Origin of the sequence: Micromonospora sp. NPDC051141 (genome assembly GCF_044455765.1) — a bacterium.
Lineage (GTDB): Bacteria > Actinomycetota > Actinomycetes > Mycobacteriales > Micromonosporaceae > Micromonospora.
The window spans coordinates 130,857-156,176 of sequence record NZ_JBITFD010000006.1; the positions used below are offsets into that span (position 1 = coordinate 130,857).

At 73.1% G+C, this 25,320-nt stretch carries 22 protein-coding genes; 8 read left to right on the forward strand and 14 right to left on the reverse strand.

Annotated elements, in window-relative coordinates; genetic code table 11:
- Positions 1 to 39: 39 nt before the first annotated feature.
- On the forward strand, positions 40 to 963 hold the full coding sequence (locus ACIA6B_RS14095) for a LysR family transcriptional regulator (RefSeq protein ID WP_396773362.1): 924 nt from the start codon (positions 40 to 42) through the stop codon (positions 961 to 963).
- Between the two features lie 90 nt (positions 964 to 1,053).
- Here ACIA6B_RS14095 and ACIA6B_RS14100 read toward each other — a convergent pair whose 3' ends face one another.
- From ACIA6B_RS14100 to ACIA6B_RS14110, 3 genes are read right to left on the reverse strand one after another with little or no spacing between them, the layout of a single operon-like run.
- Positions 1,054 to 1,404, reverse strand: coding sequence for a hypothetical protein (locus ACIA6B_RS14100; protein ID WP_396773363.1), 351 nt, complete (start codon positions 1,402 to 1,404; stop codon positions 1,054 to 1,056).
- A 50-nt stretch (positions 1,405 to 1,454) separates the two neighbouring features.
- A complete protein-coding gene (locus ACIA6B_RS14105) occupies positions 1,455 to 1,742 on the reverse strand; it encodes a hypothetical protein (RefSeq protein ID WP_396773365.1) in 288 nt (95 codons plus the stop codon).
- A 25-nt stretch (positions 1,743 to 1,767) separates the two neighbouring features.
- Complete coding sequence (locus ACIA6B_RS14110) at positions 1,768 to 2,220, reverse strand: hypothetical protein (protein WP_396773366.1); 453 nt, start codon at positions 2,218 to 2,220, stop codon at positions 1,768 to 1,770.
- A gap of 419 nt (positions 2,221 to 2,639) precedes the next feature.
- Here ACIA6B_RS14110 and ACIA6B_RS14115 point away from each other — a divergent pair, with 419 nt between their 5' ends.
- The gene (locus ACIA6B_RS14115) at positions 2,640 to 3,665 is read left to right on the forward strand and encodes a LysR family transcriptional regulator (protein WP_396773368.1); all 1,026 of its coding nucleotides are present in this window, start codon (positions 2,640 to 2,642) and stop codon (positions 3,663 to 3,665) included.
- A 92-nt stretch (positions 3,666 to 3,757) separates the two neighbouring features.
- Here ACIA6B_RS14115 and ACIA6B_RS14120 read toward each other — a convergent pair whose 3' ends face one another.
- Positions 3,758 to 4,663, reverse strand: a complete 906-nt coding sequence (locus ACIA6B_RS14120) for a TerC family protein (protein WP_396773667.1) — start codon at positions 4,661 to 4,663, stop codon at positions 3,758 to 3,760.
- A gap of 301 nt (positions 4,664 to 4,964) precedes the next feature.
- On the opposite strand from ACIA6B_RS14120, the gene ACIA6B_RS14125 reads away from it, so the two are divergent.
- Positions 4,965 to 7,139, forward strand: a complete 2,175-nt coding sequence (locus ACIA6B_RS14125; RefSeq protein ID WP_396773369.1) for a BTAD domain-containing putative transcriptional regulator — start codon at positions 4,965 to 4,967, stop codon at positions 7,137 to 7,139.
- A gap of 33 nt (positions 7,140 to 7,172) precedes the next feature.
- Here ACIA6B_RS14125 and ACIA6B_RS14130 read toward each other — a convergent pair whose 3' ends face one another.
- Positions 7,173 to 7,727, reverse strand: a complete 555-nt coding sequence (locus tag ACIA6B_RS14130) for a murein hydrolase activator EnvC family protein (protein WP_396773371.1) — start codon at positions 7,725 to 7,727, stop codon at positions 7,173 to 7,175.
- Between the two features lie 84 nt (positions 7,728 to 7,811).
- Positions 7,812 to 8,075 (reverse strand): hypothetical protein, encoded by a 264-nt coding sequence (locus ACIA6B_RS14135; protein WP_396773373.1) that lies wholly within the window; start codon positions 8,073 to 8,075, stop codon positions 7,812 to 7,814.
- Positions 8,076 to 8,201: 126 nt separating this feature from the next.
- Between ACIA6B_RS14135 and ACIA6B_RS14140 the strand changes: the two genes are divergently transcribed.
- On the forward strand, positions 8,202 to 9,095 hold the full coding sequence (locus ACIA6B_RS14140; RefSeq protein ID WP_396773375.1) for a hypothetical protein: 894 nt from the start codon (positions 8,202 to 8,204) through the stop codon (positions 9,093 to 9,095).
- 127 nt (positions 9,096 to 9,222) lie between these two features.
- On the opposite strand, the gene ACIA6B_RS14145 is transcribed toward ACIA6B_RS14140, so the two are convergent.
- The 7 genes from ACIA6B_RS14145 to ACIA6B_RS14175 all read right to left on the reverse strand — a co-directional run bounded on the left by ACIA6B_RS14145 (position 9,223) and on the right by ACIA6B_RS14175 (position 15,549).
- Positions 9,223 to 10,158: a peptidoglycan-binding protein gene (locus tag ACIA6B_RS14145; protein ID WP_396773376.1), complete on the reverse strand. Its 936-nt coding sequence runs from the start codon at positions 10,156 to 10,158 to the stop codon at positions 9,223 to 9,225.
- 176 nt (positions 10,159 to 10,334) lie between these two features.
- Positions 10,335 to 11,054, reverse strand: coding sequence for a JmjC domain-containing protein (locus ACIA6B_RS14150; RefSeq protein WP_396773378.1), 720 nt, complete (start codon positions 11,052 to 11,054; stop codon positions 10,335 to 10,337).
- A 151-nt stretch (positions 11,055 to 11,205) separates the two neighbouring features.
- Positions 11,206 to 11,583 (reverse strand): UBP-type zinc finger domain-containing protein, encoded by a 378-nt coding sequence (locus ACIA6B_RS14155; protein ID WP_396773380.1) that lies wholly within the window; start codon positions 11,581 to 11,583, stop codon positions 11,206 to 11,208.
- A 109-nt stretch (positions 11,584 to 11,692) separates the two neighbouring features.
- Positions 11,693 to 11,923 (reverse strand): ferredoxin, encoded by a 231-nt coding sequence (locus ACIA6B_RS14160; RefSeq protein ID WP_396773382.1) that lies wholly within the window; start codon positions 11,921 to 11,923, stop codon positions 11,693 to 11,695.
- Positions 11,920 to 13,140, reverse strand: a complete 1,221-nt coding sequence (locus ACIA6B_RS14165; RefSeq protein WP_396773384.1) for a cytochrome P450 — start codon at positions 13,138 to 13,140, stop codon at positions 11,920 to 11,922. The genes ACIA6B_RS14160 and ACIA6B_RS14165 overlap by 4 nt, the downstream gene beginning before the upstream one ends.
- A gap of 160 nt (positions 13,141 to 13,300) precedes the next feature.
- Entirely contained in the window at positions 13,301 to 14,416 is a 1,116-nt protein-coding gene (locus ACIA6B_RS14170) for an arabinogalactan endo-beta-1,4-galactanase (RefSeq protein ID WP_396773386.1), read from the reverse strand.
- A 29-nt stretch (positions 14,417 to 14,445) separates the two neighbouring features.
- Positions 14,446 to 15,549 (reverse strand): cellulose binding domain-containing protein, encoded by a 1,104-nt coding sequence (locus tag ACIA6B_RS14175; RefSeq protein ID WP_396773388.1) that lies wholly within the window; start codon positions 15,547 to 15,549, stop codon positions 14,446 to 14,448.
- A 123-nt stretch (positions 15,550 to 15,672) separates the two neighbouring features.
- On the opposite strand from ACIA6B_RS14175, the gene ACIA6B_RS14180 reads away from it, so the two are divergent.
- Both ACIA6B_RS14180 and ACIA6B_RS14185 read left to right on the forward strand, forming a co-directional pair.
- A complete protein-coding gene (locus tag ACIA6B_RS14180) occupies positions 15,673 to 16,659 on the forward strand; it encodes a TIGR01777 family oxidoreductase (protein WP_396773390.1) in 987 nt (328 codons plus the stop codon).
- A gap of 56 nt (positions 16,660 to 16,715) precedes the next feature.
- Positions 16,716 to 18,227: a cellulose binding domain-containing protein gene (locus ACIA6B_RS14185; protein WP_396773392.1), complete on the forward strand. Its 1,512-nt coding sequence runs from the start codon at positions 16,716 to 16,718 to the stop codon at positions 18,225 to 18,227.
- A 198-nt stretch (positions 18,228 to 18,425) separates the two neighbouring features.
- Here the strand turns inward: ACIA6B_RS14185 and ACIA6B_RS14190 are convergent, their stop codons facing one another.
- Positions 18,426 to 20,855 (reverse strand): ATP-binding protein, encoded by a 2,430-nt coding sequence (locus tag ACIA6B_RS14190; RefSeq protein ID WP_396773394.1) that lies wholly within the window; start codon positions 20,853 to 20,855, stop codon positions 18,426 to 18,428.
- Positions 20,856 to 21,107: 252 nt separating this feature from the next.
- On the opposite strand from ACIA6B_RS14190, the gene ACIA6B_RS14195 reads away from it, so the two are divergent.
- Positions 21,108 to 23,864 carry a glycosyltransferase gene (locus tag ACIA6B_RS14195; RefSeq protein WP_396773396.1) on the forward strand — a complete coding sequence of 919 codons (2,757 nt, stop codon included), beginning with the start codon at positions 21,108 to 21,110 and terminating at the stop codon, positions 23,862 to 23,864.
- Complete coding sequence (locus tag ACIA6B_RS14200; protein ID WP_396773397.1) at positions 23,864 to 25,318, forward strand: radical SAM protein; 1,455 nt, start codon at positions 23,864 to 23,866, stop codon at positions 25,316 to 25,318. The genes ACIA6B_RS14195 and ACIA6B_RS14200 overlap by 1 nt, the downstream gene beginning before the upstream one ends.
- Positions 25,319 to 25,320: the final 2 nt, after the last annotated feature.

Below are 25,320 nucleotides of genomic sequence, written 5' to 3' on the forward strand. Positions count from 1 at the left end.
CCGGCCCCGCGCCACCGCCCGGCCTCTACACTGTCCGACATGGAGGACGGTCTCCAGGAGTTCCGGGTCCTCGCCGAGGAACTGTCGTTCACCCGGTCCGCGGCGCTGCTGGGCACCACCAGCTCCACGGTCTCCCGCCGCATCGCGAGCCTGGAACGCCGGCTCGGTGTCCCGCTGTTCGAACGCACCACCCGGAGGGTGGAGCTGACCGAGGCGGGTCGGGCGCTCCGGTCCCGGATGACCGAGATCGACGCGCTGTGGCGCCGGACGAAATCCGAACTCGGCAGCCCGGCCACGCCGCCCCCGGCGACCGTCCGGGTGCGCACCTATCCGGTCAAGGCGCGGGTGCTGATCGAGGAGTTCGCCCGGCACCTCCCCGACCTGTCGGTGGTCGTGGACGCGAACAACGACGTCCAGGGCGCGCTGGACTCCGTGGCGCGGGGAGTCGCCGCCGCGGCGCTGCACTGGGACGACGCGGCGGCGCCGCGCCCGGGGCGTCCCGGCCTGCTGACCACGGTCGTCGCCGACGAGCCGAGCTGGGTGGCGATGCACCGCGGCCACCGACTCTCCGGCGCCGCCGTCCTGCGCCTGGCCGATCTCGCCGACGAGGACTGGATCCTCGCGCCGGCCGGGCACCCGTTACGCGAACTGGAGGACCGCGCCTTCGCCGCGGCGGGGTTGCGGCCCCGCGAGGGTCACGTCGCGGAGGACGTGAGCCTGGTCCGCAGCCTGCTCCAGACCGGGCGGTTCGTGACGCTCGCCTCCGCCACGGTGCCGCCCAACGAGGAGCTGTCGGTCGTTCCGCTCGCCGACCCGCCGGTACGACGCATCATGCTGAGCGTCGATCCGTCGGCCCTGTCCCCCGCCCAGGTGGCCGGCGTCCGACGGGCGGTCGAGTCCTTCTACCTCCGGACGGCCAACTGCTCCGACGCCTACCGCCGGCATCGGAGCGGCCAGCGCTGACCCACCCGCGTCGCGGTGCCGGCAACGGCACTGGACGCGCCACCCGTCGCCGACGCGGTGGCACGTCCAGGCCCGGTGGGACGCGGGCGCTCAGGCCTTGCAGATCACCCAGTACTTGACGTACGCGAGGTTCGGGCCGCCCACGTTGTTCGTCTGGTCGGTCGACTTGTAGAGGCGACACATCAGGCCGGTCCGTTCGAGGCGGATCTCCTGATCCCGGGCCGGCGGGTAGGCGATGTTGTCCGCCCGCTGGAAGTCGGAGGAGGTGCAGATGGTCGGCCACGAGCAGACCACCGCGCCTTCGTGGGTGCCCTCGATGGTTTCGGTCGGACCGAGGATCGGCGGGTAGTACGCCTGGGCCGGGGTGGCGGTGAGGGCGGCCGCCCCGCCGCTGACGCTCAGCGCGAGCAGCGCGCCGGCCAGGACCTTCTTGGTTCGCATCGTTGCCTCCGTTGTCGTCGCGTCGGTGAGAGGTGCCGGCATGTCGTGGACTACCGGTACTTGTAGGCGATCAGGGCCCAGAAATCGCCGTAACGGTTGGTGCAGGTGGCGTAGTTCCAGTACGCGGTGTACTGGGAACGCGACATGAAGTCGTACTGCTCCGCGCTGCACCGCTGCGATTCGAAGTAGGTGCCCAGCGTGTACCAGCCCACCGGGTAGTTGTTCGCGGGCACGGTGTAGGCCGCGGCCGGGCCGGCAGCGCCCAGGGTCAATGCCGTCACGGCCGCGGCGGCGACGCCGAGCCGGCCGATCCATCGGGTTCGTACGGGGGTGGACATGACTTCCTCCTCGGGAACGGGTGGATCAGTAGTTGGCGTAGGCGACGGTTCCGTTGGCGTACACGTAGGACACGTAGATCGGACTGTTCGATCCGTTGCGCGAGAAGATCGAGTTGAGCTGCGCGTACTGGGTCGGCGAGAGGCGGAAGTTGATGGTGGTCTGCACCTGCGTGCCCGCGGCGACCCGCGGGCCGGAGTCGTAGACGATGCTGTTGGTGGCGGTGTCGACCACGTAGATGTTCTGGGTGATGCGGATGTTGTCGCACACGCTGTTGTTCCAGATCAGGGGCGCCTGGCTCTCGCCGTGCACGGTGTTGTCCCACTCGGCCACGGACAATGCCTGACGCAGCGTCGAACAGCCCTGGAAGCTCGGCAGGTCGCGGGCGGCGAAACCCGACGCCGCCGACGCGCTGCCCGATCCGACGAGTAACGCGGCGGCGGCGCCGGCGAGAACCGTCAGCGAACGGCGAAAACGCATGATGAGCCTCCTGCTCGATGAGAATTGACGGCCGTTGTCGAATGCACCGGATCACGAACCGGCTGACCGACGAAAAGCTAACAGTCGGCAAAACTGAATGACAAGGCTCTGTCTCGATACCAATCGTTCGCCGACTGGGGCCTCCGCCGGCACCAGTGCCGCCCGACGTCACCGCGCCCAGGTGGGTACACATCATTGCGCGGAGCGGGACAGCGGGCAGCGACGCGGTCCCCATTGTCACGACATCCGCAGCATCCGAGGTCATGCCGTAGAATTCGGGAAGGACAGCGGTTCGTCATCATTGAAATTGCCGTTTGCCGATGGACCAGCTACAGTTGCCGACATCATCGCGTACCCGCGATTCGCGAATCCCGGGCCCGGGAGCGAGTCGGCACCGCACGAGGCGAAATGGTGATCCGGTGAACTGGGAAGACCTCAAGGCGTTCCGGGCCGTCGCCGAGCACCGCAGCTACACGCGGGCCGCCGGCCTGCTGGGGGTGGCCCGCCCGGTGCTGTCGAAACGGGTGGACCGCCTGGAGAGAACCACCCGGGCGCGGTTGCTGACCCGCACGACACGACGGGTGGAGTTGACCGCCGCGGGCCGGCGACTGCTGGCGTCCGTCGACGCCATCGACGAGATCTGGATGCGGACGCTGCACGAGATCGGGGACGGCGGGACGACCGGCGACGCGCCGGCGACGCCGTCGACGATCAGGCTGGCCACCTACTCGCTGGCGGTCCCCATGCTGCTCGACGCGATGAGCGACGCACTGCCCGGCGTACGGTGGGCGACCGTGCCCTTCGAGCCGGCGACGAGCCTGCGGGCGCTCCGCGACGGCGGCCTGGAGCTGGTGTTCGGCTACACGCTGCCGGGGCAGGCGGTGCCCGCCCTCGCCGGGGTGCTGACGCGGTTGATGGTGCGCGAACCGATGTGGGTCGCGGTGGCCGAGGGCAGCGCGCACGCGCGTCGGTCGGAGGTCGACCTCGGCGACCTGCGAGACGAGTCGTGGGTGTCCAGACCCGACGGCCCGTTGCACCAACTTCTCGTGGACGCGTGCGCGGCGGCCGGTTTCGTCCCCCGGGTCGCGCACGCCGTCGACGACAACCACGCGGTGCGGGCCCTGGTCAGCTCCGGTCAGGCGGTGGCGCTGTGCTCCCCGTGCGTTCCGGTCACCCCTGGTCTCGCCGTCGTTCCGGTGCGCGACAGTCCGTCGCGGCCCTGTTTCGTGGCCTGGGACCCCAGGGTCATCCCCCGGCACACGATCGCTCCGCTCGTCGAGGGGCTGTACCTGTCGTACTTCCTCGCCGCGCGGCAGAACCAGCGCTACTGGACGTATCTGCTCCAGCATCCCGAGGTGCTGGCCCAGCAGAGCGCTCGGTCGGCGCTGCGGCGGTGCGCCCGAACCGCCGGCGCTCCCGCGTGGCCGAACGGGGCCGACCGCTGACCGCACGGGGCAGCCGACCGCCACGGACCGTCGGCCGCCGGCAGCGGCCCCGAGGCGGCGCGGTCGCCCCCGGGGGCCGCTGTCGGCGGCGTTCAGCGGGCGGCGGGGGTGCGCGGTCCGTCGCCGGCCGGCTGCCGGCCACGGGTGGCCACGAGGCTCCAGCCGATGGAGACCGCGAGCGTGCCGACGATGACGCCGAGGGTCAGCGGGATGGGCAGCTTGCCGACCGGGGTCTCGGAGAGGATCAGCTTCACCCCGGCGAACGCGAGCAGGAACGCCAGGCCGTAGTGCAGGTGCACGAACCGGCGCAGCAGGCCGGCGAGGCAGAAGTAGAGGCTGCGCAGGCCGAGCACCGCGAAGGCGTTCGCGGTCCAGACGATGAACGTGCTGGTGGTGATGGCCAGGATCGCGGCGACGGAGTCGATCGCGAAGATCAGGTCGGTGGCCTCGACCGCGACGAGGACGACGAACAGCAGCGTCGCGACCCGCCGGCCGTCGACCCGGGCGAAGAACCGGTCGCCGTGGTAGCGGGCGTCGGTGGGGACGACCCGGCGGACCAGACGGACGACGAGGTTGCGGTCGGGGTTCATCTCGGCGTCGTGCCGGAACGCCATCTTCCAGCCGGTCCAGACGAGGAACAGGCCGAACACGTACGCGGTCCAGAAGAACGTCTCGAGCAGCTCGGCGCCGACGAAGATGAACACCAGCCGGAACAGCAACGCGCCGATGACGCCCCAGAACAGCACCTTGTGCTGGTACGCGGCCGGCACGGCGAAGTAGGTGAAGACCAGGGCGAAGACGAAGACGTTGTCCACCGACAGCGCCTTCTCGATCAGGTACCCGGCATAGTAGGCGCCGGCGGCCTCGTCGCCCTGCCACAGCCACAGCACCACGCCGAACGCCAGCCCGGCGGCGATCCAGACGGCCGACCAGATCGCGGCCTCGCGGAAGCCGATCACGTGGTTGTCACGGTGCAGGAACAGGTCGACCGCGAGCATCGCGGCGATCACCAGGCTCAGGGCCAACCAGGCCCACAGGGGTACGGACACGGCGGGCGCTCCCTCCGACCGGGCCGGCGGGGTGCCGGCGAACGGGTCGAAGGTCTCCCCTGGCCGTCCGGCGGGTGCGGACGGCTCGCGTGGCCGGAACCCGTGGCGGGCTCGTCCTGACGGCCGACGCGTCCGGTGCGGGATGGGTACTCCCCCTCGAATTACGATCCATTATTCGGTAATCTCAGTTCGCATGTCAAGGGTCGGAGCCGGCCCCGGCGACGCCTAGACTTGACGTCGAGGTGCATCGATGGACAGGGGCCCTGGGCGGCTGGCGTGGGACCGGCCCGACCCGAATCCGACGACCGGGCACGACGAGCCCGGGCGACGTACCCCGCTGTGGTGCGGGGTCCTGGGCCCGCTGCACGTCCGGGTCGCCGGGACCGACGTGCTCGGGCCGGGCCCGCGGCAGCGGGCGCTCGTGGCCGCGCTGGCGCTGCGGTACGCGGCCGGCGTGCCCCTGTCCGCGCTCTCGGCCCGGGTGTGGCCCGAGCGGCACGACGTGGACCGCGGCGCGATCCGCGTCCTCGTGCACCGGGTCCGGCATCGGCTTCGGACCGCCGGCGCCGACGCCGACACCGGCCCGCGCCGCACCGCCGACGGCTACCGGTGGGACCTCGGCCCGGGGAGCAGCGATCTCGCCGACCTTCGTCAGCTCCGGGACCGGGCCCGTCGCGCCGAGGCGAGCGGGGACCTGGCCCGGGCCGTGGACCTGCTCGACCGCGCGTCGGCGCTGGTGCGCGGTACGCCGTGCCAGGGCGTCTGGTCGGATCCGGACCGGTGGCCCGAACTCGTGGCGGTCGGCGAGGAGGTGCGGGGGCTGCGGCGGATGTCGTTCGACGCGCGTCTGCGGCTCGGCGACCACCGGACGGTCCTGCCCGACCTGGCCGCCCTCGCCGCGCAGGAACCCACCGCCGAGTGGGTGCACGACCTGCACCTGCGCGCGCTGTCGCTCGCCGGCCGGTACGACGAGGCCGTCACCGCCCATCGGGCCTTCCGCCGGCGGCTGCGCGACGACCTCGGGGTGGAGCCGAGCACCGCGCTGGTACGGACGTACCGCCGGATCCTCGACCACGACGAGCCGCTGCCGGGAGGCTCGCCGCCGGCGCGCGAGGTGATCCGGGCCGGCGCGGACGACGACCGGTCGCCGACGCCGGGGAGCCGCGCCGCGCTGCGGGCGTTGACCGAGGCCGGCGCCTACATCGCCGACCGGGGCGACTACCGGCGGGCGGCGCACTGCCTCACCGCCACCCTGCGGCTCGGCGGGGACCCGGCCGCCCGCGCCGAGGCGTTGCTGCGGCTCGGCGAGGTCCGCTACCACCAGAGCGGCGGAGGGCTCGACGAGCTGGCCCGCGCGGCGACGCTGTTCCGTCGGGAGAACCGGCGGCACCAGGCCGCCGAGGCGCTGTCCTGGCAGGCCCGGGTGCTCTGGCTCCGCCCCGGGGACGGCGACTCCGCCCTCCGGCGGGTGGCCGAGGCCGTCGACCTGATCGACGACCGCGCGCCCGACCCGGCCGGCGCGGCGGCCCTGGTCAACATCTGCGGAATCCTGGCGGTCAGCGACCGGGGCCGGCCGGCGCGGCGAGCGGGACTGCTCGGGCTGGCCTGGGCCCGGCAGATGTCCCTGACGCCGCTGGACCTGCGGGCCCGCGCCAACCTGGCGCTCGTCGACCTGACCGCCGGGGACGCGGGCGTGGTCGCCGAACTCGCCCACCTCACGCAGGCGTACCGGGACCGTCTCGGCTGGGTGCCGCCGACGCTCTGGGTCGCGCTGGCCGACGCCGAGGACCGGCGGGCGCGGCTCGGCCCGGCGGCCACCTACCGGGAGCTGGCCGTGGGGAGCATCCGCGGGCAGGAGGCGACCGCCGACGTGCCCTGGTTGGTCGCCGAACGGGTGCGGGAGGCGTTCCAGCGCGGCCGGTGGACCGCGGCGCGCGGCGCGGGCGTCCGCTACCTGCACGGCGAGCACCGCCACCACCGGATGGCCTCCGAGGTGCACGTCGTCCTGTCGCGCCTGGCCCTGCACCAGGGCGACCTGCCGACCGCCGACCGGCACTCCGGCGCGGCGGAACGCCTGGCGCGGCGCGACGGCGGGGCGACGCTGCTCGGCCCCGCGCTGGTGCAGCGGCTACGGGTGCGGATCGCCCTGGACCGGCCGCGCGCCCACATCGCCGCGACGGTGGAGGAGGTGCTGGACCGGGTGCGCGGCGCGGCGCTCACCAGCAGCTTCGGCGTCGACCTGCCGTTGGCGTTGCGCGAGGCGGGCCTCAACGCGCGCGCCCTCGCCCGGCACGCGCCCGTCGAGTCTCCGTGGCGGCAGGCGGCGGAGGCGGTGCTGGCCGGCGACATGGCACGCGCCCGGCGGACCTACCTCGCGGTGGGCAGCCGGGGCGACGCCCGACAGGTGACGGCGGCGGGCGGGTGAGCGCCCGCCCGCCGCCGTCAAGGCGATCACCGGTCAGTTCAGGCCGGCGAAGTCGAACGGGATCGAGTTGCCCCGGGTCACGCTCTGGCCGCAGGCGCCGGCTGAGTTCCAGACCTGCGGCGAGTCGTAGCGCAGCATCTCGAAGTGCAGGTGCGTGCCACCGATGCCGGGCGGCGAGACCCCGCCGGTGTAACCCATGTAGCCGATGCCGTCACCACGGTTGAAGTACTCCCCCACCCGCATCCGGGAGACGAACCCGTCGAGGTGGCCGTAGAGGGTGCTCCAGCCGTTGGTGTGCGTGATGATGACGAAGTTCCCGTAGCCGCCGGCGTCCCAGCCGATGTAGCTCACCGACCCGGCGTAGGCGGCCGAGATCACCGACCGGTAGTTGCCGGCGATGTCGTAGCCGTCGTGGTTGTCGTAGCCGGGGCACCGGTCGTCCACCTTGCTGGTGATCACCCCGGTCGCCGGCCACTTGACCGCACCGTAGGCCGCCAGGGCCGGTGCCGGCGCGGCGCCCGCACCGAGGCCGAGGCCGCCGGCCACCAGGGCGGCGATCATGAGTACGCGGAGAAATGTCCGTCGCATGGCGGAAGTCCTGTCGTAGACGGTGGGTTTCCGAAGCGCGCGCCGCTGGACCAGGACAGTAACGACAGGACCGTTTCATCGCCGTTACACCGGCCGTGACCCGCGCCGACGCCGGGCCCCGGCGTCGAGGGACCCGACAAGCAGGATGTGGACGTGCGGATCCCGGCGGCCGGCCAGTGGCGGGAGCGCCCGGAGAAGTTCGGGTCGCTGATGCGGCCGGGTGCCGCGCAGGGCGAGCCACAGGAGAAGCGAGGTGCGCGCCTCCCGGGCCACGGGGGCCATCGTCCGGGCGAGGACGGCCGTCGCGGCGAGTGCGGTGAGCGCGAGGCCGAGGATGCGGAGTGCCATGCCCGCCATGGGAACACCCCCGCCGGGCAGGACCCACCGTGGCGCGTCCACCGAGGGTGGATCCGGTCCACGCGGGGTGGACCGCAGCGCCGTGGGAGTGGACGAGGACGCCCATAGCATGTCGAGGTGGACGAAGGACGAAGGAGCCGTTGGCCCGGCGTCTCGTGCGAATCGGACGCCTGGCCGTTCTCCCCGGACATCGCCGTCTTCGAAGCTCGGCGGGCGGTCGGTCAACTCGCCCGCACCCTGGGCGACGGACTCAATCCACCCGGCCTCGACCGCCTCGACGTGGACCCGGTGCTGCGCTACATCTACGCGGTCGACGTCCTGGAGGCGAAGTTGGCCCGCGTCCGGGAGGATCTGGTCGCCGAGGCGCGGGCGCGCGGGGTCGCATGGGCGAAGATCGGTTGCGCGTTGGGCGTCGGGGACACCGCGGCCCAGAAGAGGTTCCGCGACGGGCTCCGTGACGGTCGGCTCGATGAGTTGACGGTCGAGGCGATGACCTGCTGGATCGCCCGACAGGCCGCGACGCCGCACCAACTCCGGGAGGAGGTGGCCACTGAGCTTGCCGGCGTCACCCCGCTGGAGCGGCTCGAATACCTGGCCCGCAACGCGCTCGGAAGCCTGCGGGAGATCGACGACCTACTGGCGCTCGCCGGGTCCGAGCCCGCGACGACCCGCGGCGTCCTGCGCAGCGCGTGCGGCAGGATCGAGCGGGTCGCCAGATCGGTGATCGCCGACCACGAGATGTGGGACGCGATGGCCGACTGGGCCGGTCGACCCCGAAGCGTCGACCAGACGAACTACCACGCGTCGACCGCCTACCTGCTGCACGCCATGCGACTGCTCGTCTTCGCCCTGCTGCACGCGCCCGATGCGGAATCCGGGACCGTCGACCAGTTCCGGAGGTTCCTCGCCGAGATCCGGCGAGTCTATGCGATCGTGCTTCTCATCTTCGAACGTTTCGATGTCGGCTCCGCGGTCCCGTCACCCGAGGACGCCGACGCCGGCCTCGGCTGAACAGCCGATCACCGGCGCCGGCGGCGACGCGCGTCGGGGCGACGCGCGTCGGACCTCGGACGTCGACGGCGCGTGGTCGCCCGTCACGTACCGGGGCGCACGGCGACCGCGAGGTCGCCACCGGTGGTCAGTAGAAACATCCGGTGGCGGGCAGCGCCGCGGGCGCCGGGACGGCGGCGCCGTCGTAGACGGCCAGCAGGAGCTGCTGCGGGCAGCGGTTCGCGCCGTTCACCCGGACCTCCAGGTGCAGGTGCGGCCCGGTCACGTTGCCGGTGGCCCCGGTGTAGCCGACGACCTGCCCGGGGCTGACCCGCGCCCCGGCCGCGACGACGCGCGACGACAGGTGGCAGTAGAGGTAGTACGCGCCGTCGTCGGCGGTGATGCCGATGCCGTTGCCGCAACTGCCGCCCGCGTAGCCGACCGTGCCGGCGGTGATCGCGTACGTGGTCACGCCGGTCACGGTGGGCAGGTCGATCGCCGGGTAGTCGTGGTGCGGATCGTCGTACTCCGACCGGGGCAGGACCGAGCGGTCGATGACCGGCGCGTAGAGGCCCCCGCCACCGCCCCCGCCGAGCAGCCACTGCCAGGTCGTCGCGCCGACGGTGGTGCCGCCGGTGAGCCCGCGCCCGGTCTTGAAGGCGGTCACCGCGTCGGTGGTGCCGGCGCCCCAGGCTCCGTCGACCGTCAACCCGTACCCGTACTTGTTCAACGCGGTCTGCAACGCGCGTACCGCGTTGTTGTTCGCGCCGGGGTCCAGCGTGACGACGAGCCGCGACCAGGTCAGGGCGCCGACGACGCCGTCGGCGGTGAGGCCGTTCGCGGACTGGAACGCCTGCGTCGCCGCGGTCGTGCCGGCGCTGAAGGCGCCGTCCACGGTCAGGGTCTGGCCGTGGTGCCGGAGCAGGAACTGGGCCGAGGCGACGTTGGCGCCGGACATGCCGGCGCCGAGGGTCGGCCAGGCCGGTGTGGCGGCCTGCGCGGCGGCCGGGCCGACCAGGACGGCGGTCAGGGCGAGCACCGCCACGGCCAGTCGGCCGGTGAGGCGTCGGAGGGAAGTCGGCATCGGCGCTCCTCATCCAGGAGGTGACCGGCCGGTTCGCTGGCCCGGCCCGTCCGGTCCGGGACGGTCGCCGGACCCGGGCACCAGTATCACGACGACGATAAATATTTACAAGTGCCGAACAAGTGTAAAAGGTTTTCGCCGGCGTGCGACGCTCGCCGGGTTACCGGGCCCGTCACCTACCCGGCTCGGTGCCGCCGGACCACGCCGCCCCGCAGCAGCCCGGCCACCAGCGCGACCGCGTCCACGGGCGACACCTCCGACGGCAGGTCCCACGCCGACCAGGGCGCCCCGGTGTCGTCGGCCAGCCGGGCGGCGATCCACTCCCCGGCCGGCGGGTCCAGCACCAGCGCGGTGTCGGCCAGGTGCAGTCGAACCCGCCCGTCGGGCAGGTGGTCCACCGCGCAGACCGCCTCGGGCACGGTACGCACCGGCGTGTCCCGGGTGACCGGCGCGCCGAGGACCGCGTCGACCGGGCGGCGGGCCGGCTCCAGGAAGCAGCCGCGCCACGTCTGCGCCACCCGGTCGGCCACCGCGTCCGGGTCGAGGTCGTCGAGCGCGTTGCGGAGCAGGGCGATCACCTCGGTGATCGCCTCGCGGCGGCGGATCGGGTCCTGCCCGAACCCCCACGGCAGGTCCCGCCGGAACCGCTCGTCGCCGTCCAGCCTCCGCACCAGCTCGCCGGCCACCAGGTACGGCGTCAGCGACGGCAGGGACAGGCTCAGGTGCAGCGACGGCTCGCCGGTGGCGAAGCCGTTGTGGATCCAGCCGCGCGGCACCCAGAGCACGTCACCGGGGCGCAGCACGGTCTCCAGCGTCGGCTCGGCGAACTGCCGCCGGTGCTCCTCGGTCACCATTTGCGGCCGGAACGGCTGGTGCTCCAGCGGGTCGGCCCGCACCGTGGAGAAGCACGTGACGCACCTGCTGGTGAAGGTGGGCAAGCCGACCCGTACGGAGCTGGTCGACTTCGCCCGTTCGGCCGGGCTGGCGCCGCAGCCGGAGTGAGCCGGCGACGCGGGTGCGGCGGCCGTCGCCGCCTCGCCGGTCGGCTCAGTGCAGCCGGGTCTGCCAGTCGCTCGGCACCCGGCCCTCCGGCCCCGGGGCCGGCTGGTCGAGCGGATGCGCGTGCGGTTCGGCCAGCTCCGGCCCGCCCGCGTGGAACCGGTCGCGGGAATAGTCCCAGAACCACGGCTCGCCGGGCTCGAAGCTCTGCACGATCGGGTGGCCGGTGGTGGCCGCGTGCGCGGTCGCGTGCTGGCCGGGCGACGAGTCGCAGCAGCCGACGTGCCCGCAGGCCGCGCAGCGGCGCAGGTGGAACCACCACCCGTCGGTGGACTCGCACTCGACGCAGCCCGGTCCGCTGGGCGGCACGGCCGGGTCGATCGCCACGGTCTCGGCCGGCGACGCCGACTCGGGCAGGTCGTTCACGATGGTTCCCCTCCGATTGGTGACCGCGTACGCGCTCCAGCCTGCATTCTGTCGCCTTCCGGCCGGCGGCGCATCCGCGTGTCGCCCGATCGCGCCGTGGGGGTCGCCGTCAGGTGACCCGGATCGCCCCGGCCGGGCAGAGGTCGGCGGCGCGGCGCACCCGCTCGGCGCACTCCGCCGGCGGCGCGGCGGCCAGCAGCAGCACCAGCCCGTCCGCGTCGTCCTGGGTGAACACCTCCGGCGCGGCGAGCACGCAGTTCCCCGAGCCGCAACAGGCGTCCCGGTCCACCTCCACCCGCACCGTCCGTTCCTCGCCGGCGGAGCCGCCGGCGGCGGTCACCAGGTCACCGGCAGCGCGTCGAGACCGAAGACGACCGAGTTGTCCCGGGTGCTCAACTCCTCGGGGGCGGCCGTCACGCGCAGGTCGGGAAAGCGGCGGGCCAGCCCCGACAGCGCGATGCGCAACTCGGCGCGGGCCAGCGGCTGCCCGATGCACTGGTGCACCCCGAACCCGAAGGCCACCTGCTGGTGCGCCTGCCGGTACGGGTCGAACCGGTCCGGGTCGTCGAAGACCTCGTCGTCCCGATTGGCCAGGGCGATCAGGGCGATCACGCCCTCGCCGGCCCGGATCGCCCGGCCGCAGATCTCGACGTCCTCGGTGGCCACCCGGAGCACCCCGGCCCGCAGGACGCTCAGGTAACGCAGCAGCTCCTCCACCAGATCCGCCGTCCGGTCGGGCTCGTCGCGCAGGAGCGCGTACCACCCGGGTTCCCGGGTCAGCAGCAGGACACTCAGCCCGATCATGTTGGCGGTGGTCTCGTGACCTGCGACGAGCAGCAGCATCGCCATCCCGACCAGTTCGTCCACGTCGAGTTCCCCCGGCTCGACCCGTTCCCGGATCAGCCGGCCGAGCAGATCGTCCGACCCCTGGGGCCGGGCCCGCTTGGCGTCGATCAGCGCCCGGAGGTAGCCACGCAGCTCCCCGAACTCGTGCCGGAGCCGTTCCGGCGGCAGCCCGTGATCGAGCAGCGAGCGGCTGCGGGCCTGGAAGAAGTCGTGGTCGGCGTAGGGGACGCCGAGCAGGTGGCAGATCACCATGGACGGCAGGGACAGGGCGAAGGTCGACACCAGATCGGCCGGGGGCCCGGCGGCGGCCAAGGCGTCGAGCGACTCCTCGACGCTACGCCGGATCAGCGGCTCGATCTGACGGACATTCTTGATCATGAACTCGGCGGTGAGCATCCGGCGCAGCCGGGCGTGCTCGGCGCCGTCCATCTGGAAGAACATGCCCTTGCCCTCCTCGGGCGCCTGGGGCGGCAACGGGCGCAGCAACGGAAAGCCGGGGCGGGTGAAGTCGGCGCTGAAGGCGGGGTGCCGCAGCACTCGGCGGACGTCGGCATGCCGGGTGACCAGCCAGGCCGCGACCCCGGTGGGCAGGCGCACCTGTCTCACCGGGCCGACGTAACGCTGGCGCTCCGCCTCGTCGAGCGGGGCGAACGGACCTCGGGTGGGGTTGACCGGCGGCCAGAGCGGCAGTTCCGCCTCCACGGCACCCATCACATGGACCACCTCCGATTGAAGCGTTGAGTAGTCACATTGGTGCGCCACGTTACCCATCGATGAAGGTCGACACAATCCCCACGGTTGAGGCCCGGCGGGCGGTCAGCGTGCGCTCCGTACCGCGGCGCCGGTCACCGGCGTGGCCGGCCGGGGCGGGTCAGGGCGTCCAGCGTACGCCCGGGTTCACCCGCCCGGACCAGTCGAAGACGGCCATGTTGTCCCACTGGTTGCCGGTGCCGTTGATGTTCGCCGGGTCCCAGCCGTTGCCGCGCACGGCGTACCAGGTCGGTTCCCAGTAGAAGACGCCGATGGCGCCGGCGTTGCGCGCGGTGTTCTGCACCCAGTCGAACTCCTGGGCCTGCCCGGACCAGGTGGCGGCGATGCCGTCACAGGTCGCGTCGCCGACGGCGTTCGGCTCGCCGTCCGCGTTGTCGCGGGTGAAGGGGTACGCGGTCTCCACGATCACCACCGGCTTGCCGTAGCGACCGCGCAGGTCGACGATGTTGTGGTAGAGGTTTGCCAGGGAGCCGTGCCACATGCAGTAGTACGACAGGGCGGTGACGTCCCACTGCACGCCCTGGGCGCGGATGCCGTCGTAGAACCAGCGGGCGTTGGCGTTGCTGTCGGCGTCCGCGGTGTGGATCATCACCGGGATGTCGCCGCCGCACGCCTTCGTCGCCTGGTAGCCCTGCTTCAGCAGGCCGGCCAGCGGCGCGAAGTCGTTGTTGACGACCTTCCCCTCGTTCCACAGCATCCCGACGTTGATCTCGTTGCCGATCTGCACGCTGTCCGGCGGGGTGCCCTGCGCCCGGAGGCTGGCGCAGACGTCGTAGGTGAAGGCGTACACGTCGGTGCGCAGCTGGCTCAGGCTGTGGCCGGCCCAGGCGGCCGGCTTGTACTGCTTGCCGGGGTCGGCCCAGGTGTCGGAGTAGTGGAAGTCGACGAGCACCTTCAGGCCCTTCGCCCGGGCCGCGCCCGCCTGGGCCAGCACCCGGCTCTTGTTGTTGTAGCCGCTGGCCGGGTTGTTCCAGACGCGCAGCCGGACGTAGTTGACGCCGACGGACTTCAGGATGTCCAGGGGGTCGCGGGCGACACCGCCGGCGTCGTAGTACCTCGCCCCCAGGTCCAGGCTGCGCTGCAACGAGGAGACGTCGGCGCCCCGCATGCTGAGCGTGTTCGCGGCGGTGGCCGGCGCGGGCGCGCCGAGCGGGGCGGTGACGGCGAGGACGCCGGCCGCGACGGCCGCGGCCAGGGCCCGGGGGCGGTCAGGCACGGCGGGACGGATGCGCACTGTCCGGCCCCTCACGCGCCGACGGCGCAGGGGGCGCCGTTCAGCGAGAAGCCGGTCGGCGCCGCGTCACTGGCGCCCCACCGGCCCTGGAGGCCGAAGGTCGCGGAGCCGTTCGGCGCGAGCGTCCGGTTCCAGTCGACGTTGCGGGCGGTCACGGTGGCGCCGGTCTGCCCGACCGTGGCGTTCCATCCCGAGGTGACCTGCTGGTCCCCGGGGAAGGTGAAGGTGACGGTCCAGCCGTCGATCGGCGCTGCCCCGGTGTTCCGGACCGTCACGGTGGCCACGAATCCGCCCGGCCACTCGGACTCGTTGCGGTAGCTCACCCGACAGGTCGACGGCGGCGGGGTGGGCGGGGTGTCCGCCGTGGGCAGGGCGACCGAGTTGGACGCGATCGACACGTTGCCCACCGCGTCCCGGGCCCGCACGTAGTACAGGTTGCGCAGCGGCGTCGACGGGGGCAGCGCCGCCGTGTAGGTCGTGCCCGTCACGGTGGCGACGCGCGTCGAGGTGAACCAGCCGTCGAAGCGGTAGACGTCGTATCCGAGCACGCCGACGTCGTCGGTCGACGGTGACCAGGACAGCGCGGCGGTCGTGCCGGTCACCTCGCCGACGGTCAGGTTCCGGGGGGCGCTCGGCGGCGTGGTGTCCGGGCCGGTGTCCGTCACCGGGGTGACCACGGTCACCGTGTCCGACGAGCCGGAGCGGTGTCCGAGGCTGTCCCGGGCGGCCACCCGGAACGAGTACTGGCGGCCCGGCTGGACGTAGCCGGTGATCGTGGTGGTGGTGACGTCCCCGACGCTGGCGCTGTAGAGGACGTCGTCGAACGGCTGGTAGTACGTGATGTCGTAGCCGGCGACGAGGCAGCAGCCGGGCGTGGCGGCGGTCCAGGTGAGGGTGACCGAGCGGGTCGTCACCTCGCTGGCGGTCAGGTTCGTGGGCGGGCTCGGCGGGAAGGGTGTGGTGCTCGGCGTGCTGGGCGCCGCGCCCGGCCGCGCGGACCCGATCGCCGGTGTGGTGCCCACCGTGGCGCCGAGCACCGCGACCACAAGCGCGAGGACGGCCAGCAGAACGGACCGTGGACGGCGGAACGGCGAGGACGAGCAGACGCCTGTCATACCTCGACGGTGCCCGAAGACATCGATGATCGCCAACATGTCCCATACCTCGGTCGATCTTGACCACCCGACCGCCCGGGGATAAGTTGAACACGTTCAAATCAGCTCGGGCGAGGAGGGACCATGAAGGTCGTCATCCCTGGCGGCACCGGGCAGATCGGCGCCGTCCTGGGTCGGGCGCTGACCGCCGACGGCCACGACGTGGTGCTGCTGACCCGCTTGCCGGCGGGCCCGCGTCAGGTCCGGTGGGACGGCGCCACGCTCGGCGACTGGGCCGAGCGGATCGACGGCAGCGACGTGGTCGTCAACCTGGCGGGGCGCAGCGTGAGCTGCCGGTACACCGCCGCGAACCTCGACGCCATGATGAGATCCCGGGTGGAGTCCACGCGGGTGGTCGGCGAGGCCATCGGCCGGGCGGCCCGACCGCCCCGGGTGTGGTTGCAGATGAGCACCGCGACGATCTACGCGCACCGCTTCGACGCCGCCAACGACGAACACGCCGGGCTGATCGGCGGCGACGAACACGACGTGCCCGGATACTGGGCGTACAGCGTCCAGATCGCCCGGAACTGGGAGGCCGCGCAGGAACAGGCGGCGACCCCCCACACGCGCAAGGTCGCCCTGCGGTCGGCCATGGTGATGAGCCCCGACCGTGGTGGCGTGTTCGACGTGCTGAGCTGGCTGGCGCGACTCGGCCTCGGCGGACCGGTCGCCGGCGGCCGGCAGTACGTCTCCTGGATCCACGACCTGGACTTCGTCCGCGCCGTCCGATTCCTGATCGCCCGCGAGGACCTCGCCGGGGCGGTGAACCTGGCCGCGCCGCACCCGTTGCCGCAGCGGGAGTTCATGCGCGCGCTCCGGTCGGCCTGGCGGATGCCCGTCGGCCTGCCCGCCGCCGGATGGATGGCCGAACTCGGCGCGTTCGCGCTGCGGTCGGACACCGAACTGCTGCTGAAGAGCCGGCGGGTCACGCCGGGACGACTCACCGACGCCGGGTTCACGTTCACCCACCCCCACTGGCCGGCCGCCGCCGGGGAGCTGGCACGACGGCGTCGCCGGGGGCAGGTCGAGGCGCCGGCCGACGCCACCGGCCGGTCCCCGGCAGGTTGACTCCTGCCGGGCGTCCTGCCTGTCCCCCCACATCGGACGTTGCTTGACTCGGCGTCATGACACACATTCGGAAAGCGATCACCCGTACGGTGCTCGCCGGAGCGGTGATCGGCGCGACCACGCTCACCGGGCCCCTGGCCGGGCACGCGGCGGCCGGGCCGGGGGCGACCGGGACCCCCAGGACCATCCTCGACGTCATCCCGACGCAGACCGTGGACCGGATGGTCGCCCAGGCCCCGCTCGTCGACGCCGCCAACGTCATCCGCACCGCGGTGGAGCGCACGCCGGCCCGCGGCTACGCCGGCATCGGCCTGGTCGACGACCACGTCACCCTCTGGTGGAAGGGCACGCCACCCGCCGACGTCACGGCAGCCGTCACCGCCGCCCGCCGCACCGCGCCGGTCCAGGTGGCCCGCGCCACCTGGTCCCGCGCCGACCTGCGCGAGGCCGCCGCCCGACTCACCCCGGTGGTGGAGGCCGGCCCGGCGGGCGCCGGCCGCTCGGTGCGACTGCGCACCGACGGCAGCGGCATCGAGATCGCCGTCGACCGCACCCCGGGCGCCGCGCTGCCGAAGCTGCCGGCCACCGGCGTCCGGACCAGCGTGGTCACCCGCGACCGGATGGTGCCCCGGTCGCGGGCCAACGACGCCGCGCCGTTCGACGGCGGCGCGGGCATCGGGTTCACCACCCCCGGGTGCACCGCCGGCTTCGGCGTCCGCAACGCGGACACCAACGCCGGCTACGTCCTCACCGCCGAGCACTGCGGCGCCGTCGGCTCGCCCTGGCACGTCGGCTGGAACACGTCCACCGGCACCGGCACGCTCGTCGGCTACGCGGTCGACAGCAACGACGACCACGACACGATGATCATTTCGACGTCCGCCCCCGGCGACCACATCTACGTCGGCGGCCAGCACGACGAGGTCCGGGCCCGGGTGGCCGGCTGGACCGAGGTCTTCCCCGGCCAACTGCTGTGCCAGTCCGGGTACACCTCCGCCGGCGAACTCGGCGGCCCGGTCTGCAACCTGCGGGTCGAGTTCCACTACGACGACATCGAGGACCTCGTCGAGGCCACCCAGCTCGACGGCGACGAGGCCGCCCGGGGCGGCGACAGCGGCGGTCCGGTCTACGCCGTCAACGCCGACGGCACCGTGCTCGCCGCCGGCACCACCACCCGGTCGGCGGGCCCGGGCTTCGGCTTCCAGGACTTCGCCACCGCCCGCGACGACTACGGCAACCTCGTGCCGGCGACGGCGAGCGCCAGCACCTGCCGGGTCTCCTTCGTCGTCACCAACTCGTGGGGCACCGGATACGCCGCCAGCGTCACCGTCTACAACGACGGCCCGGCCGTCAACGGCTGGTCGCTGGGCTGGACCTTCCCCGGCGGCCAGGTCGTCCAGGGCCACTGGAACGGCGTCTTCCAGCAGACCGGCGCGGCGGTGACCGTCACCAACGAGGGGCACAACGCCGCCATCCCGACCGGGGGCGCCGTGAACGTCGGCTTCACCGCCGACGGCTCCCCCGCCGTGCCGGCACCGTTCACGCTCAACGGCACCACCTGCAACTGACCTCGTCCACCGACCCGGGCCCCGCCGCACCGTCGGCGGGGCCCGGGTGTCGTGCCGGCCCGGCCGTCGTTTCCGGCCCGACCGTCGTTTCCGGCCCGGCCGTCGTTTCCGGCCCGGCCGTCGTTTCCGGCCCGGCCGTCGTTTCCGGCCCGGCCGTCGTTTCCGGCCCGGCCGTCGTGCCGGGCCGGGCCGGTCCGCTCAGGTCGGTCGATTCCGCCGCACCAGGCCCTGGACCAGTTCCCGGCGCAGCGTGGCGCGCAGCGTCCGCACCTCGGGGGCGTCCAGTTCGCCGCACCTGTCGAGCGCCCGCCGACGCAGCCGGCCGGCGTCGTCGCCCAGCTCCGGGTTCGCGTCGGCCAGGGCAGCGAGCGCGTGCAGCGTCTGCGCCTCCCACCACGGGCAGGACAGCGCGGCGTACAGGGCCAACGCCGTCCGCAGCGCGTCGGCCGCCGCCTCCGCCCCGCCCAGCGCCTGAAGCGCGAGTCCGTACCGGTGCACGGCGTTGGCCTCGCTGAACGTCGCGCCGCACCGCCGGAACACCCGGCGGGCACGGTCGTACTGGTCGGCGGCCTCCCGCCACCGACCCATCCCGGCCAGGTCCGCCCCCAGGCTCATCATCGCGCCGGCCCGGGCCACCGCCGCGCCGGTACGGCTGAGACCGTTGCCCCGCCCGTAGCACGCCAGCACCTCGCGATGCACCTCGGCCGCCTCGGCGAACCGGCCGAGCGCGGCCAGCGCGGCGCCCTGCACGCTCGCCGCGCTGTACTCGCCGAGCGCGTACCCGATCTCGCGGAAAAGGCCGACGGCCCGGTGGCTGTGGTCGATGGCCGACCCGCCGTGCCCGGTCCGGACCTGGATCGCCGCGATGTAGGTCAGCGCCCACGCCTCCTCGCGGCGGTCCCCGATCCGGCGGGCCAGATCCAGCGCCGCGCCGAAGGCGGCCAGCCCGTCGGTGTTGCGGTCGCGGCAGAAGTACCGGGCCCACCCCAGGAAGTTCAGGAGCACGGCCTCGTCGTGCGGGCGGCCGGCGGCCTGGGCCGCGGCCAGGCCCAGCGAGAAGATCTCGTCCCAGGAGTGCCGGTGGCTGTTGGCGTCGGAATACCAGTGCAGCGCCCGGGCGACCGCGACCACGTCGGCGTGCCGACCGCGCCGGGACGCGTCGCGCAGCGCCGCCAGCCAGTTGCCGGACTCCCGGTCCAGCCAGTACGCCGCCGCCCGGTCGTCGGCGAACTCCGAGTCGGTCCGGCAGGCGACCGGTTCGAACATCGCACCGGCCTGCCGGGTACGCCACAGCAGCCAGTCGACCATCCGCTCGTGCGCCCTGGTCCGGGAGCCCCGGTGCTCCTCGGCGTCGAGGCGCTCGGAGGCGTAGAGCCGGACCAGGTCATGGAACTGGTAGCGATCCCCCACGGTCAGGAGCACCCCGGCCTCGACCAGCTCCTCCAACGCCGCCGACGCGGTCTCCTCGTCGGTGCCGGCCACGGCGGCGACAAGCGCGGCGGCGAAGTCGGCGCCGGGAATCAGCGAGGCACGTCGGAACACCCGTGCGGTCATCGGGTCCAGTTGCCGGTAGGAGACTTCGAACGCGGACCGGACGTCCAGGTCACCGGCGGTCAGCACGGTCAGCCGCCGACGCTGGTCGTGGAGCAGGTCGACGAGCCGGCCGACCGTCCACTCCGGCCGGCTGGCGAGGCGGTTGCCGGCGATCCGGAGGGCCAGCGGCAGCCGGCCGCAGAGCTTGACGAGTTGATCCACGGCGGCCGGCTCGGCGGCGATCCGGTCGGCGCCGACGATCGCCGTGAGCAGCAGTCGACCGGCCGCCGGGGAGAGCAGGTCGAGCGGCTGCCGGACCGCGCCGGCCAGACCGGTCAGCGGACGCCGGCAGGTGACCAGCACGAGACACCGGTGCCCGGCCGGCAGCAACGGACGCACCTGCGCCTCGTCCGCGGCGTCGTCCAGGACCAGCAGCAGCGGCCGGTCCCGCGAGAGGGTGCGGAACAGTCCACCCCGTTCGGCCGGTGACACCGGTATCCGGCTGTCCGGCACCCCGAGCGACCGCAGCAACCCGGCCAGCGCCTCGGCCGGGTCGACCGGTCCGGCCGGTGGGCCACCCCGCAGGTCGACGAAGAGTTGCCCGCCGGCGAAGGCCGGACCGAGTCGTTGACCGGCCGCGACGGCGAGGCTGGTCTTGCCGATCCCCGGCGGGCCGTGCAGCACCACCACCGACGCGGTGTCCGGTCGCCCGGCGGCGACGTCGGCGGCCCGCGTCGCGAGCCGGTCCAGGATCTCCGCGCGGCCGGCCAGGTCCGGCAGGGGCGCCGGAAGTTCCCCGGGCACGGCCACCGCCGGGTGCTCGTCCGGCCCGACCGGACGATCGGCCGGCTGCCGCTCGGCCCGGGCCAGGGCGACGAAGCGGTCGCGGTCCGCCCCGGCCAGCCGCAGCGCGTCGGCGAGCAGCACCACCGTGCGCCGTTGCGGGTTGCGGACCCGGCCGCGTTCCATCTCACGGATGCCGCGGACGCTGGAGCCGGCCGCCTCGGCCAGCTCCTCCTGGGTCAGCCCCCGCTCCCGACGGAACGCCCTGAGCACCGCCCCGAACCGGTCACGCTGCACCTGACTTGTCGGCACGTTCCCCCCACCACCCGACGCCCCACAGTGACGTAACGCGGATCGATGGTCCCACGACGGTGACCCTCCGCAGGGCACTGTGGACGGACTGTGATCATTGCCATGTCGGGCAGCTCACCATCCGTAGTGCGTCCTAGGAACCTGGTTCACCTGCTGGCAGGGCATCTGTCGGCGGGCCGTCGTAGGCTCGACGGATCGCCACCGCTGCGAGGCGTGATCGCCGTCCGTGCCCTTCGGACCAGGGAGATCCGGATGCACCTGCCCCTCGACACACCACTGTCGAGCGCGCCGAAGACCGCCGTGCTCTGGGGTGTCTCCTTCGACGGCACGCCGATGTCCGGGGTCGTGGTCGAGTTCATCAAGCTCGCCGACGTGTTCCGCCGACGCGGCCACCGCGTGCTGCTGGACGTCGGGTACGACATCAAGGAGGACAAGAACCGCTTCTTCGATCCCTACACCGACGAGACCCGGTGCCTGCCGTCCTGGATCGAGCTGACCCGGGTGGACGGGCTCGCCGACGTCGCCGGCTACGGCCCGGCGTTCGTCCGCGCCACGCTGCACGCGGTACGCCACGGCGAGCCCCTGCCGTCCCGGACCGACGCGGTCAGCGACGCGATCGCCGACCGGATCCTCGCCACCTGGCGTCGCCACGCGGTGACGGCCGTGCTGGTGGAGAACGGCACGCTGCCGGAGAACGTCGCGTACACCCGGGCGCTCTACCGCGCCATCGAACGGTACGGCCGGGAGACCGGCCTGGGCACCTACGTGCTGTGGCGTGACCACGACCTGATGTGGACCAGTGAGCCGGCCACCGGCAAGTACGGCGTTCCGCCCTACCCGCACGCGGTGCGCCCGGTCGACTCGCCGCACATCCGCTACCTCGCCCTGCACGAGCAGGCCCGCCGACGCACCCTGGACTGGTCCCCCGGGCTGCGGGACATCCGCGTGCTGCACAACTCGTTCCGGTTCGGGCCGGCGGAGCCGGCCCCGGTCGACGGCCGGTTCCGGGCGCACCACGGGATCCCCGACGACGCGGCCCTCATCGCGCGCTTCACCCGGCTGGTGCCGCAGAAGCGGATCGACCGCGACATCGACCTGCTCGCCCGGCTGATCCGGTGGTTCGCCGACCGGGGGGTCGAACGGCCGGTCTACCTGTTCGTCGCCGGCGATCCCACCGAACACCCGGCCACCGCCGCGGCGCTGCGGGCGTACGCCGAACACCGGCAGGTCGCCCACCGGGTGGTCTTCGGTGGCCGGCTGGCGCCCCGGGACGTGCCCCCCGGCCCGGACCGCGGCCACACGGTGGCGGACCTGCTCGCGGAGGCCGACCTGACGTCGTTCCTGACCTCGTACGACTACGAGAGCTACGGGAACCCGATCGGTGAGTCGATCGCCTCCGGGGTGCCCTACCTGACCACCCGCTACCAGATGTACGACGCCGTGTACGGCAGCAAGGGGCTGCACGCCCCGGTGCTCGACGTGACAGCCGCCGATGAGGCGCCGATCACCGACGCCTTCGTCGCCGAGGTCGCCGAGCTGCTCACCAATCCGGTCCTGCACCGCCGGGTGGCGGCGTTCAACCACACCCGCGGCAGGCGCTACTTCGCCGCCAACCGGGCCACGGAGCTGGTGGACGAGCTGCTCGGCGCCGCGCCGGCGCCCGCCCGGCGGCCCGGACCGGCGGCCCCCGAGGTGTACGGCCGGGCCGGGCGGGCCGCCGTGCCCGCCCTGACGGCGGAGACCCGGATGACGGTCGTCCTGCCGGTGCTCAACGAGGCGGCCAACCTCGCCGCGGTGCTCGGATCGCTGGCCGGCCAACGCGGGCCCGACGGCCCCCTCGACCGGGCGCTGTTCGACGTGCTGCTGGTCGACAACAACTCGACCGACGACACCGTGGCCCGGGCCCGCCGGCTGGCCGCCGCCCATCCGGGGTTGCGCGTGCACGTCATCGGGGAGTCCGCGCAGGGCGTGTCGTGCGCCCGCAAGGCCGGCATGGACCTCGCCGCCGAGCGGGCCCGCCGACGCGACGCCGCCGACACCGGCCTGCCCCCGTTCTACCTCGTCTCGGCGGACGCCGACTGCCGCGTCGACAGCTACTGGTTGTCGGCGCTGCTGACCGCGATGGACGGCGGCAAGGCCGCGATCGGGGTCTGCGACTACCACTACGACCCGGCGCACTTCACCGACCGGCCGTTGCTCTGGGACGCGATCGACCGGACGCTGCGCTGCCGGGCGGTGACGTTCGGCCTGTTCGGCGGCTTCCCCGACGGCAAGGGATTCGCGGTGGAGCGGCAGGCCTACCAGCGGGTGGGCGGCATCGAGCTGTCCTACCAGGTCAAGGACGGCCGGTTCGTCAACCACCTCTCCGACGACTGGGACTTCGGCATCCTGGTCCGGGCCAGCGGCGACGACATCACGTACGTGCCCCGGTCCCGGGTGGAGATCAACCCTCGCCGGGTCGACCACGCGATCGACGAGGTGATCGCCGGGCGGGCGTACGGCGCCGGCGGCATCATCACCATGCGCGACATCCGCCCGGACGCCGACCACTCCCCGGTCGTCGACCTCACCGAGGACGAGGCGGTCCAGGCGTGGGAGTTCTCGATCAAGGACTTCGTGCCGAAGAACATGATCCTGCCGGTGCTGCTGACCCCGGCCCTGCTCCACGAGCGCGCGGTGATCGAGTTCTTCACGCCCACGCTGGCGGACCGGCTGGCGCGACGCATCGCCGAGATCAAAGCCGAGAGCCGGCTGATCGACTTCGTCCCCATCCACTCCTACAAGTCGCCCAGCTTCCGGCTCTACTTCGAGTTCGCGGCGGAGTTGTTCGCCCGGCTCCGCGCCACGGTCGGGCCGGACATCGGCTATCCGCCGCCGCTGCCGGACTGCCTCCAGGAGATCCGGGAGGAGGGCGATCCCGGGCGGTTCCGTGACTTCGTCCGCCACTACTGCGAGGACCGCGAATCCGGCGCGGCACACGACTACTTCGGCAACGGAGGGGTGTTCTGATGAGCGACGCCTACCAGGACGCGCTGGCCTCGCTGTCCCACCTCGACCCCGACCATCCGCGGCCCGCCGTCGTGGACGTGCTCGCCGCGCCGGAGAACCGCCGGCTGCTCGAGTACGTCGCCCTCGATCCGTTCGGGTCGCACGTCTTCCCCGGCGACATCCCGGACGCCTCCGTGGACTCCTTCCTCGACGACCTGAACGCGCAACTGGCGAGCACCCGGCCCATCCACCTGTGGTCCTACATCCCGACGTGCAGCTACCGGTGCCGGTTCTGCCAGTACCCGGTGGTGCTGGTGAAGGGCGACCCGACGGTCACCCGGGCCAAGGTGGACCGGTGGGTCGACCTCAACATCCGGGAGGCCCAGCTCTGGCTCGACCGGGTGCCGAACCTGCGCGACGCGCCGATCGGCGAGTTCAACGTCTTCGGCGGCACCCCGTCCCTGATGTCGCTCGACGCGGTGGCCCGACTGCTCGACTTCTACCGCGCCAACTTCGCCTTCGCCCCGGACACCGCCATCCGGTTCGAGGGCGACCCGACCACCTTCACCGAGCCACTGTTGGAGTTCCTGCTGGAGCAGGGCTGCCGCAAGCTGTCCTGCGGGGTGCAGTCGTTCGACGACCCGGTGCTGCGGCTGTCCGGGCGCGAGCACGAGGCCGTCGAGTGCCGCGCCTTCCTGGCGAACACCCGCCGGCTCGGCTTCGACTGGGTGACCGTGGACCTGATGTACGGGCTGCTCGACCAGACCGTCGACAGCGTGCGGCGTGACCTCGACACCGTCCGGGAGTACGAGGTCCCCGGCCTGGTCTGCACCAAGCTGCACCTGCGTTCGTACGCCGACACCCGCACCGGGGTCGCCGGTGATCGGCCCGCCGCCTGGCAGTTCGCCGGCTACCGGGACCGGCTCGCCGCCGCCGGCCACCACTGGCCCACGCTCGGCGAGCAGTACCAGATGCGCGACGTGCTGGCCGGCGGGTTGACCGCGGCGGGCTACCGGGAGCACCCGACCATGTACTTCCACCGGGCCGGGCACGCCCCGGAGATGTGGAAGGCCATCATGGTGGACCAGGACCGGCAGGACGCCGAGGTCGCCATCGGCCTGGGCGGCAGCTCCAGTTGCCGACGCTCGGAGGCGATGACCGAGGTCAACGAGCGGCGCTACGTCGAGGCGGTGGAGGCCGGTGTGCTGCCGCTGGCCTCGGTCACCCGGTTCGGCCCACTGGCCACCGAGTCCCGGTCGATCAAGATGGCCCTGTCGACGCTGCAACCGCTGCGGGACGACCTGCACCGGGAACGGTTCGCGGGCCGGTCCCTGTTCGACGAGCCGTGGGGCGGCGCCTTCGCCGCCCTGGAGCGCCGCGGCCTGCTCACCACGGACCGCGACGCCGGCTCCGTCACGCTGACGTCCACCGGCGAGGTCCTGGTGGAAGCCATCATGCACACCGAGTTCGGGTAGCG